Here is an 8,917-nt window from a genome sequence, read left to right as displayed (position 1 = left end):
CACGCACCGAGATGGGCGCGTGACCCATGAGGTGCGGTTTGCCGTGAGCAGCACGCTGCTCACAGCAAGGGAAGCCGAGGACATCTGGCGACAACACTGGAGTATCGAGAATCGGAGCCACCATCGGCGTGACACGATCTTCCATGAAGATCATCACCGACTGCGGCAAGGCGCACAAGGATTGGCTGTCCTGCACGGCATACTATTGACCCTTTTGCACGCGCGAACACGACACCTCACCGATCTGGTCAGACGCCTACGGCATGATCCTCTGGCCGCGCTGAACGTCTTGGGAATTGGATCTGGTTGAGATAAAAGCCTGGTACATGGCCGGAGCATTTGACGCCGTATTGCTATTGCGGACGCTGGCGCATTTACCCGATGCCGAGGCAGCGTTGCGCGAGGCGTGGCGGGTGCTACGGCTGGGCGGGCAACTGGTGCTGGCGACCCACGGTGTGGATCATCTGTGGGCAACACGGCAGGCGCTGGGCCGCCCAGCCGATGACGGTGGGGCAGAGCAAACTTTGCGGGCCGCCCTCGCGGAAGTTGGACATCCTGCCCTGCGGCTGGACGTGCGTTTCCCCATTAAGGTCACGGCGGCGGATGCGCGGGAACTGGTGGGAACTTATGGCCTGAGCATTGGCGTCAGCGAACAGCGCTTTCCTGTGCGGGACATCGCCCATCTGGCCGTCTACGTCGCATACAAAACGGGTTGAGGGCCAGCCCGAAGACCAGCCCTCAACCTTCCAGAGCTTACTTGTCGAACTTGGCGTATCCGGCGGCGCTGCGGCGTTGTGCCCCGCGCGCGTAATCCATCTGCATTTCCACCGTTTCGTGCTTGCCCTCTGTGAAGGTGGAGTCGTGAATCCAGTAGTTCAACCGGTCCTCGCCCAGTTGCACCCACAGCTTGTGTTCGTCGTCGGTGTCGCGCCAGAAGGCGACATGTTCAAAGCCGTTGCCCTGCGCCCACTTCCTGATATCGCCCAGCACGCGGGCCGCCTTGGGGTGGGTCATCTGGAATTCCTGACCGTCGGCTTCGTTGAGAAATTTAATGTCGGCCATAGTGGAACCAGCGTACCTGAAACGGAGGAGCGGCAGGGCTGAGTTGGATCAACATGTCTTGAAAGTTGGACTTGTCGCTGGGGAAAAGTCGGGCGCTATGCTCAGCCCTGATGTCTGCTCCTTCTGATCTGCTGAAAGTCACCACCCTGAACGCCAACGGCATTCGCAGCGCCCTGCGAAAAGGACTGGCCGACTGGGCGGCGCACGAGGCCCCCGATGTGCTGCTGCTTCAGGAAGTCCGTGCCCCACCCATGCCCGATGCCCTGGCCCATCTGGGCTACGAAAGTGCGTGGTTTCCAGCGCAGAAGGCGGGGTACAGCGGCGTGGCGATCCTGGCAAAGCAACCCCTGGAAGATGTGCGTGTGGGTATGAACCACGACGAGATGGACAGCGAGGGCCGTGTCCTGAGTGCCCACATTGGCGGCGTGCGTTACGTCAGCGTGTACCTGCCCAGCGGCAGCAGCGGCGAGGCCCGGCAGGGCTTCAAGGACCGCGTGCTGGGCGACTTTCAGGACTTCGCAAGCGGGCTGATGGCAGAGGGCGAACCCGTGATCATCGGCGGCGACTACAACGTTGCCCACCGCGAGATCGACATTAAAAACTGGCGCAGCAACCAGAAAAACAGCGGCTTTTTGCCTCACGAGCGCGAGTGGATGACCGCCCATCTGGCCTCGGGCCTGACCGACACCCACCGCGCCACGCTGGGCGATGAGGCCGAATATACGTGGTGGAGCAACCGCGCCGGGGCCTACGCCAACAACGTCGGCTGGCGCATTGATTACCTGCTGTCGGCGGGCGTAAATCTGGGCAATGTGCAGGTGGACCGCGAGGCGAAACTGAGTGACCATGCGCCTCTGAGCGGGCAGACCGTCGTTTAGCGGTTCAGGCCAACCTCACCACACAGAACCTTATTTCGCCGCCTGCACCATCTTCCCCACACCTCGCCGCTCTGCCGCGTACACCGCCAGCCCGGCCAGGATGCCCCAGAACGCCGCCCCGATGCCCAGTGGGGTAATCCCGCTCAGCGTGACCAGAATGATGATCGGGGCGGCCAGACTGCCGGATTGCCCCTGGAACGCGCCCTGCAAACTGCTGCCCATCGCACCCAGCAGGGCGATTCCGGCCAGGGCCGCCAGCGCCTCGGCGGGCAGGATACCCATCAGATGCACGAAGGTTCCGGCGAATAAGCCAAAGCAGATGTTGATGCCCCCGGCCCAGATGGCGGCGGTGTAGCGCTTCTGCGCGTCCGGGTGCGCCTCCGGCCCGCTGACGATGTTGGCCAGCAGTGCGCCCAGCGTCAGGTTGTGGCAGCCCGCGAAGGCTGCGCCCAGGCTGGCGACGCCGCAGGTCCGCAGCACCGGCCCCGGCGCGGGTTCGTAGCCGTTGGTCTTCAGCACGCCGAAACCCGGCACGAATTGCCCGGTAAAGGCCAGCAGCGTCAGCGGCAGCGCCAGATTGACCGTGGCGTGCAGGCTGAACACCGGCAGCACGAACTGCGGCTGAGTCAGCGCGAAGCTGATCGGCGCGGGGTGCCACAGCCCCAGGCCCGCGCTGGCCCCCACGCCCACCACCAGCACGGCGGCCACGGCCCAGCGCGGCGAAACCTGCCGGATCACGAAGTACGCCACGATCATGGCCCCCACCAGCGCGGGCTGCACGCCGAATGCCTGCGCCGCCTTGAAGCCGAAGGGCAGCAGAATCGCGGCGTTCAGCGCGGCGGCCAGATGCGGCGGGATGGCCCCCAGCGCCCGCGTCAGCGGCTTGAAGGTGCCCAGAATAAAGACCAGCACGGCAGAAGTCACGAACGCCCCCACTGCCTCCGCGAAGGGAATGCCCGGCAGTGCCGTGACCAGAAACGCGATGCCAGGGGTGGACCAGGTACTCAGAATTGGCATGCGCGTCCGTAGGCTCAGGAAGATGCCCGCCAGTCCGGTGAAAATGGCGTGCGCCCACAGCCACGACATGGCGGTGGCGTCGCTGAGGTGCGCGGCCTGCGCCACGCTGTAGACCAGCACGTTTGGCCCCGCCCAGCCGATGATCACGGCGATCAGTCCGGCCAGCACGGCGCTGGACTGTGTATCCCGCCAGAAGTTGCGGGGAGCGGGGGTCAGGGCAGGCGCGATCACGCTGTCAATTTTGCTCCGCGATTGGACTGTTGCCTAGTGGCAATGGCCTGCCCATTGGACTGCTTGTCTGGACTAATGCTGTAAGTGGACTGCTATGCTGGGTGGATGGACGCTCTCCGCTGGTCTGCGCTGCTCTCCGGCTGGAGGGCGGGCGACGGGCCGCTGTATGACCTGCTGGCCGAGGCCGTGCGCGCAGTTATTCGCAGCGGTCAGCTTCTGCCCGCCGAACCCTTGCCAGCAGAGCGGGCACTGGCGGGGTTGCTGGGCATCAGCCGCAGCACGGTGGTGGCCGCCTATGACGCGTTGGAGGGCGGCGGCTGGATCACCCGCAAACGCGGCAGTGGCACGCGGGTGGCGGCTGGCGCGCCGCGTGGAGCGAACCTGCTGGCCCTGCGGACACCGTCCGTCTTGGCCCAGGGCGGAGAGGAATTCGATTTCACCATCGCTGTTCCACTGCTGCATGACACCCAGCGGCAGGAGATGCGCGAGGCCGCCCTGGACGCCTTTGAAGAGTCGCTGTATTACCCACTGGGCCTGCCCGATCTCCGTGCCCTGCTGGCCGAGATCTACACGCAGGGGGGCCTGCCCACCACGCCGGAAATGGTCCTGATCACCAGCGGCGCGCAGGGGGCCATCTCGCTGCTGGCAAATGTCTTTCTGCGCCCCCGTGACCGGATGCTGCTGGAAACCCCCACCTATTTCGGAGCCATCGACGCCTTCCGCGCGGCGGGGGCCGAAACGGTGGGCGTGCCTGTTACGGCGCAGGGCGTGGAGGCTGTGGCTTTCGCGGGGGCCGTAAAGCAGCATTCGCCACGTCTGGCCTTCCTGACCCCCACGTTCCAGAACCCCACAGGGACGGTCATGCCCATCCGCGCCAGGGAAAAGATCGCCGCCGCCGTGGCCGACGCGAATCTGCCCACCATCGAGGACGACACCCTGATCGATCTTGGTTTCGAGACGGCAGCGCCGCCGCGTATCTCCACCTTCGCCCCCGACGCGCCGATCTTCAATGTCGGCTCGCTGAGCAAGCTGTACTGGGCGGGGCTGCGGGTGGGCTGGGTGCGCGTGCCAGCGGCGCACGCGGGGCCGGTGGGGCAGGCCCGGACCCTCTCCGATTTCGGCAGCAGTCTGCCAGGGCAGCACATCGCCCTGAACCTGCTTCAGGACCTGCCCCGGCTGCGGCAACAGCGGCGCGAGGCCGTGACGCCCGCCCGCGATCTGCTGGCCGAACTGCTGCGCCTGCATCTGCCCGAATGGCGTTTTACCGTGCCGGGCGGCGGGCAGTTCCTGTGGGTGAAGTTGCCCACCCGCCAGACCAGCGCCTTCACCCTCTGCGCGGCGCGGTACGGCGTGCGGCTGTTCCCCGGCGCGTCAATGGGAGTCGATACCCTGCCCGATAGTTTTCTGCGCCTGCCCTTCACGCTGGACCCGGCCCGGTTGCCCGAAGCCGTGCTGCGCCTGAAAGCCGCCTGGGACGAATTTCAATCACGCCAGGGACGGGAGCGGCTGGCCTGAACGGCTAGAGCTTCTGCTCTCCGGCGGGTTGCTCGAAGACCTGCACGTCGCCCTCTGGGGTGACCACCAGTTCCTCGTGGGCCAGCGTGGCGTCGAAGGTCCGGGTCTCGATGACCTGCCGCTTGCCGATGCTGATCTGCTCGCGGACCACCACGCGCTTCTCGATCCGCGCCTCTTCGCGGTAGACCAGCAGTTCGCGTCGTTCGCCGGGGGCCAGTGGCGTGCCGTCCAGGGTGATGATGTGGCCGCCGTCCGCCGCGCCGGTGCCCAGGTGTTCGATGATCAGCACCTCGGTGACCAGTTCCACGGGCATCTGCACGGTCTCGCGCCGGACCTCGCGGGTGAAGGCGACGCTGCCCGCCACTTCCCGTTCCTTCTCGACGATCAGGCGTTCCTCGCGCAGTTCGATCATGCCCTGAAGCTGGACGCCTTGAAGCTGCGTGGTCTGGGTTTCCAGCTCAGTCCCAGTCAGCGGCCCATCGAATCTGTCCTTGCGTTGGTCTGTCATTTCAGCTCCTGCCTGTCTGGGAAAATCTATTGGGAGAACCTACCTGAGAGAAGAAGGCAGGGCGACCTCCCTTGAGAAGTCGCCCTGCCCCGCAGCCCTGAGATCAGACCTTGCGGTTCGTGTCGTCCATCATCGGCTTGCCGTCGCTGTCCAGGCGCACGTCGCCGCTCTTGGTCACTTCCAGCACCTCGCGGCCCACGGTCTCGGTCACGGTCTGCGAGTCGGTGACTTCGCGCTTGCCCACCGTGACTTCCTCGGTCACGAACGCCTGCTTGCTCACGTTGGCGCGCTCGGCTTCCAGATCGATGCGCATGGTCTTGGAATCGGCACCCAGCACTGCGCCTTCCACGGCCTGCGCGTCGGTGACGGCGTGACGCTCGATGACCACTTCTTCACGCGCCAGATCCACGTTCACGTTTTCCTGGTGGGTTTCGACGCGCTTGCCGACTTCCACGCTGCCCGCCACGAAGCGGTCCTTGTTGACGACCAGACGCTCTTCCAGGAGGCGCAGCTTGTCGGGGGTCTGGTACATGGCGTCGTCTTCGCGGTAGCCGGCCTTGGCGGCGTACTGGCTCTCATCGACCTGCATGTCGGTATTGGCGGCGCGCAGCACACGCTCGTCGGACATCTGGGCGTCGTCGCTGTACTCCTCACCCGTGCGGTACTCGCGCATGTCGCCGACCTGCTCTTTGGTCAGGTTGGTGAAGTGGACTTCATCGCCCTCGAAGGTGGACATGCCCACGGGCACCACGACTTCCTTGCTGGAGAACCAGCCGCCCACATCGACCAGCAGGAAACGGATCTTGCCGGTTTCGGGTTCGGCGAGTGCGCCACGGATGGTGCCGATCTTGTCGCCGTTCATCCCGTAGGCGGTCTGCCCGGTGGGATCGTAGTAGTCGTTGCCGAGAACGTCGGAGTGCTGGGCAGTGATATCGGACAGGGGCATTAAACGGGCCATGTGAATCTCCTTTGTGGGGGGTGCCGCCTGATGGCGGCTGGACTTTCAGTGAACGGTCAGGCGACGGGGCACAGCGCTGCCATTTCTGGCTGTCATTGCTGACGGTGCTGCTCTGTGACCTGTCTTCCGTTCGTGGTGCCCATGCTGCCGCAGTGACCCGGAAGAAGAATGGTAGCCAGCTAAAGGCCGCCCTGGACAACCCTTTACCCAATCCTGAGAGGTTTCGCATGGCCGTAACACCCGCTTCAGAGGCGTCTAAGTGGTTTTGTGGCCCGACAACACGGAGAAAGGGCGGCAGGACACCCTCGTCCACCGCCCTCGCTGCTTTTACCCGCTCTCACACGGGCTTAAGTTGCCCTCCAGAGATCAAATTCAAATGAGTTCCCGCCTCACGCGCCGTACTTGTTCAGCTTCAGCGCGTTGGCCATCAGGATCGGCATCAGGTCCGGGCCGCGCCGCAGCCCCAGGCTGCCCTTCTGGGCCTCTTCCTCGGTGTAGCGGGCCGTCAGGTCCTTGCGCCCGTGATCGCTGCGGACCAGCACCGGGACCGGGTGCCACGAGTGGCTGGAGAGCTTGCTGGGCGTGCTGTGATCGCCGACGATGCACAGCACGTCCGGCTTCAGCGCCAGAATGTCGGGCAGCAGGGCGTCGAACAGTTCGATCTTCTTGACCTTGGCCTTAAAATCGCCGTCCTCGCCCGTGCTGTCGGTCTTCTTGACGTGGAAGAAGAAGAAATCGTGTTTGTCCCAGTTGTCGCGCAGCACCTGCACCTTGCCGTCCAGCGCGTCTTCCTCGCCGGGCACGTCCAGCACCTGCATGCCCACCAGACTGGCCAGCCCCTTGTACATGGGGTAGGAGGCGATGCAGGCGGCGTCCAGTTGATACACGTCCGCGAAGCTGGGGAAGTGCGGCACGTCGCTGTAGCCCCGGAACAGCACGCCGTTGACCTGTGCGTCGTCCTTCAGCGCCGCCTCGGCCCGCTCCACGAAGGCGTTGACCAGCCCGGCGGTTTTCCCGCTGGCGTCGTCGTGCGCCTCGGCCCTCAGCGGCTGCACCCCGGTGTCCTGGGGGTCCACGTCGCTGATGTTCGCGCCCAGCACCTCACCGTTCTGCGCGCGGAAGACCACCACGAAACGGTGTTCGGATTCGGTGTAGATCTCGACGGGCACGCCATCGATCTCGGGGATAGCGGCCTTGAGCTGCGCCACCACTTCCGCATTCTTCTCGTTGCTGGGGCGGCCCGCGCGGCGGTCTTCCACGATGCGGCCTGCGCCCAGCGTGGCGAAGTTGCCGCGCACTGCCACATCGCCCTTGTTCAGCTTGACGCCGATGCCCACGGCACTCAGCGCCCCGCGCCCCACCACGTAGTCCAGCGGATCGTAGCCGAACAGGCTCAGGTGGCCGGGGCCGCTGCCGGGGGTGATGCCTGCGCCCACCAGTTCCACCTGTCCCAGTTGCGACTGGGCGGCCAGCGCGTCCAGATTGGGCGTCTTGGCCGTGGCCAGCTCGGTCTCGCCGTTCAGTTCCAGCGGCAGGCCCCCCACACCGTCCAGCACCACCATCACGATCTTGCTCTCGGTCTTCTTGGACAGCCCACGGATCGTCTGCAACAGGTCACTCATGGCAAACAGTGTACGCCGGACACTAACTCGGTGGGAGTGGGAGGTTAGGGGAGGCGGGGTTGGGGCGGGTTTGTCGGTGTGTCGCCTTTGCCGAAGTGAAGAGAAGGCTGAATGGAGCGTCTCTATCGTCCGGGAAAAGGGTGAGCTGCGCCCGCCACCCCGCAAGGCTGGGTGATGTATGTAAGGCTCTCATCTTATCTTTCATGTCAGTTTCTGGGAGAAATCATTTTCTTCGGATAGCGCTGGGACGTCGTTTGCGTTTCCCCCCTCCCAGCCTCCCCCGCAAGGAGCGAAAAGCCAAGCCTTCTTGCCTCGTTCAGTGCCTATTCTCGTCAACCAAGCAGCAACCGAAGGCCGTCCGGCGCGAAGCGGACGGGCCGCATTCGGCGTGATGAAGCAGGGCATCAGACCCGGACGCTGCCGCCCTCTTCCGCCACCCACATCTGAGAACTCGTGCCTGGCGCAGCGCTGCCTCCCTGCCCTTTTGCTGCCCGAACGCAACCTCAACTGACATCTTGCAGTTTAGAGAATGAGGGCAGGGGATGCGTGCTGGAAGGCATCAAGCGCGTCTAGCTCCAATTGAAGCGCACGACGATGCACGTCGGGGACGAACGAGAACCTCACGGTTCTCGCCAGATCGCCCCAGTCCGGCCATATGCCCGGCAGGCGAAGAGGGAGGTCAAGGTCCTGGAGATGACAGAGCAAGAAAGCCAAGCCGGAGAGGCACCACCAGCGCAGGACACCCTGCTTGCTGTGCTGCGCAAAGCGTTCAAGTCCGAAGCGGCCCTTGACCGTTTTGAAAAAGGCTTCGATTCGCCAGCGGCGTTTCCCTACTCGTGCGAGATACTTGCCGCCCAGGTCAAGATTCGACATGACAAAGCGTTGCTCTGGCTCCTTGTTGCGGTAGAGCCAGACCCAGGAAACGCACATGGCCTGATCAAGCCCTGTGGGCTTGACCAGGCTCCCCCGGACCATCAGGTCACGCATCTGGCGGCCATCCTCCAGCTTGCGGTTGCAACGTACGCCCACCACGATGTCCAACCCCCGGCTCAGCACACCCTGGATGAACTCGGTACTCTCGAACCCTCCATCGGCATGGAGACGGGAACGCCGCTTCCCCAGGAGG

General features: G+C 64.6%; 10 protein-coding genes. 3 read left to right on the top strand and 7 right to left on the bottom strand.

What is annotated here, in order from left to right; translation table 11 throughout:
* A partial coding sequence (locus BOO71_RS28195) for a hypothetical protein (RefSeq protein ID WP_217694828.1) occupies nt 1-196 on the bottom strand: 196 nt, incomplete at its 3' end.
* A gap of 130 nt (nt 197-326) precedes the next feature.
* On the opposite strand from BOO71_RS28195, the gene BOO71_RS00320 reads away from it, so the two are divergent.
* Nucleotides 327-716: a class I SAM-dependent methyltransferase gene (locus BOO71_RS00320; protein ID WP_075830006.1), complete on the top strand. Its 390-nt coding sequence runs from the start codon at nt 327-329 to the stop codon at nt 714-716.
* Nucleotides 717-753: 37 nt separating this feature from the next.
* Here BOO71_RS00320 and BOO71_RS00315 read toward each other — a convergent pair whose 3' ends face one another.
* Nucleotides 754-1,062, bottom strand: a complete 309-nt coding sequence (locus BOO71_RS00315) for a hypothetical protein (protein ID WP_075830005.1) — start codon at nt 1,060-1,062, stop codon at nt 754-756.
* Nucleotides 1,063-1,172: 110 nt separating this feature from the next.
* On the opposite strand from BOO71_RS00315, the gene BOO71_RS00310 reads away from it, so the two are divergent.
* Nucleotides 1,173-1,940, top strand: coding sequence for an exodeoxyribonuclease III (locus BOO71_RS00310; RefSeq protein WP_075830004.1), 768 nt, complete (start codon nt 1,173-1,175; stop codon nt 1,938-1,940).
* A 30-nt stretch (nt 1,941-1,970) separates the two neighbouring features.
* Here the strand turns inward: BOO71_RS00310 and BOO71_RS00305 are convergent, their stop codons facing one another.
* Nucleotides 1,971-3,188: a benzoate/H(+) symporter BenE family transporter gene (locus BOO71_RS00305; RefSeq protein ID WP_254842972.1), complete on the bottom strand. Its 1,218-nt coding sequence runs from the start codon at nt 3,186-3,188 to the stop codon at nt 1,971-1,973.
* A gap of 105 nt (nt 3,189-3,293) precedes the next feature.
* Between BOO71_RS00305 and BOO71_RS00300 the strand changes: the two genes are divergently transcribed.
* On the top strand, nt 3,294-4,703 hold the full coding sequence (locus BOO71_RS00300) for a PLP-dependent aminotransferase family protein (RefSeq protein WP_075830003.1): 1,410 nt from the start codon (nt 3,294-3,296) through the stop codon (nt 4,701-4,703).
* A gap of 4 nt (nt 4,704-4,707) precedes the next feature.
* Here the strand turns inward: BOO71_RS00300 and BOO71_RS00295 are convergent, their stop codons facing one another.
* From BOO71_RS00295 to BOO71_RS00280, 4 genes are all read right to left on the bottom strand, one after another.
* Nucleotides 4,708-5,211, bottom strand: coding sequence for a YsnF/AvaK domain-containing protein (locus BOO71_RS00295; protein WP_075830002.1), 504 nt, complete (start codon nt 5,209-5,211; stop codon nt 4,708-4,710).
* 103 nt (nt 5,212-5,314) lie between these two features.
* Nucleotides 5,315-6,169, bottom strand: coding sequence for a PRC and DUF2382 domain-containing protein (locus BOO71_RS00290; RefSeq protein WP_075830001.1), 855 nt, complete (start codon nt 6,167-6,169; stop codon nt 5,315-5,317).
* Between the two features lie 389 nt (nt 6,170-6,558).
* The gene (locus BOO71_RS00285) at nt 6,559-7,791 is read right to left on the bottom strand and encodes a 2,3-bisphosphoglycerate-independent phosphoglycerate mutase (RefSeq protein WP_075830000.1); all 1,233 of its coding nucleotides are present in this window, start codon (nt 7,789-7,791) and stop codon (nt 6,559-6,561) included.
* A gap of 522 nt (nt 7,792-8,313) precedes the next feature.
* A partial coding sequence (locus BOO71_RS00280) for a transposase (RefSeq protein WP_139322640.1) occupies nt 8,314-8,917 on the bottom strand: 604 nt, incomplete at its 5' end.

Origin of the sequence: Deinococcus marmoris (genome assembly GCF_001949125.1) — a bacterium.
GTDB classification, from domain to species: Bacteria; Deinococcota; Deinococci; order Deinococcales; family Deinococcaceae; genus Deinococcus; species Deinococcus marmoris_A.
Note: the sequence above shows the minus strand (reverse complement) of the source record. Positions and strands in the feature narration are given on the sequence as shown.

Excerpts from the sequence above, each read along its gene's own strand:
- BOO71_RS00310 (WP_075830004.1), top strand. The coding sequence starts at position 1,173 with ATGTCTGCTCCTTCTGATCTGCTGAAAGTCACCACCCTGAACGCCAAC.
- BOO71_RS00285 (WP_075830000.1), bottom strand. The coding sequence starts at position 7,791 with ATGAGTGACCTGTTGCAGACGATCCGTGGGCTGTCCAAGAAGACCGAG.
- BOO71_RS00295 (WP_075830002.1), bottom strand. The coding sequence starts at position 5,211 with ATGACAGACCAACGCAAGGACAGATTCGATGGGCCGCTGACTGGGACT.
- BOO71_RS00290 (WP_075830001.1), bottom strand. The coding sequence starts at position 6,169 with ATGGCCCGTTTAATGCCCCTGTCCGATATCACTGCCCAGCACTCCGAC.
- BOO71_RS00320 (WP_075830006.1), top strand. The coding sequence starts at position 327 with ATGGCCGGAGCATTTGACGCCGTATTGCTATTGCGGACGCTGGCGCAT.
- BOO71_RS00315 (WP_075830005.1), bottom strand. The coding sequence starts at position 1,062 with ATGGCCGACATTAAATTTCTCAACGAAGCCGACGGTCAGGAATTCCAG.
- BOO71_RS00300 (WP_075830003.1), top strand. The coding sequence starts at position 3,294 with ATGGACGCTCTCCGCTGGTCTGCGCTGCTCTCCGGCTGGAGGGCGGGC.